The organism is Bartonella sp. CL162QHHD, from assembly GCF_042195435.1.
Classification (GTDB): Bacteria; Pseudomonadota; Alphaproteobacteria; order Rhizobiales; family Rhizobiaceae; genus Bartonella.
Genome location: NZ_JBHIOG010000090.1, coordinates 1 through 1,003 on the forward strand (window position 1 = coordinate 1; position 1,003 = coordinate 1,003).

The following is a 1,003-nucleotide window of genomic DNA, read 5'->3' on the forward strand; positions in this document are numbered from 1 at the left end:
TTCATAAAGAGCTTCAGAATGAGATTAATAAAGTTGTAGGAGATAGTCTTGTTAAGCAGGATGATGCTACGAAGGTAATCAAGATAGGTGGTGAAAAAGAGGGTAGTGCAATCACAATTTCAAACATGAATGGTGATGCACGTAGTCTCTCTGGCGTGAAAGCGGGCACACTTTCTGAAGGCTCGACGGAAGCCGTGAATGGTTCTCAGCTTTATTCCTTGCATCAGACGCTAGCGATGTATTTAGGAGGAGGAGCTAGCTATGAAGGTGGCGAATGGAGGGCTCCGGAATTCAAGGTTGCACAATTCAATTCTGATGGTAGTTCGTCAGAAAAGAAGATTTATCATGATGTAGCAGGAGCTTTTGATGGTGTCAGTGATGGTATGACGAGTATCAACGACCGTATTCATGATGTTGAGAAGAGTGTGGCGAGCAATGGTTTGAATTGGAATGAAGAAGAAGGCGCGTATGATGCGAAGCATGATGGTAAGTCGAGTAAGATTACGAATGTATTGGATGGTAAGATAGCAGAAGGTTCGCAAGAAGTTGTTAATGGTGGTCAGCTTTGGAGCACGAATGAGAGGGTAAAAGAGGTTGAAGACAAAGTAGATACGATAGATCAACATGTGAAAGATATTGAAGTAGCCGTAACAGATGGCGTTGTTAACTATGATAAAGATAGTGATGGGAAAAAGACCAATAGCATTACGTTAGTAGGAGGCAATGACAGCGAACCTGTTATGATAGACAATGTAGCGGCAGGCAAGATTGAAACAGGTTCTCAGCAAGCTGTTAATGGCGGTCAGTTGCATGATTATACTGAAGAGCAGATGAAGATAGTTCTTGAAGATGCCAATAAGTATACGGATGAGAAAGTTAGTGGTCTTGTCAATGATGCTGTTAACGAGTCTAAATCCTATACGGATATGAAATTTGAGACGTTGAATTATGCTATTCAGGATGTTCGGAAAGAAGCAAGACAAGCTGCTGCTATTGGTCTAGC

1 pseudogene is annotated in these 1,003 nt (G+C 41.9%); it reads left to right on the forward strand.

The annotated features are described in order from the left end of the window. Positions 1-1,003, forward strand: a pseudogene (locus tag ACFILD_RS09555) (hypothetical protein); the annotation flags it as partial.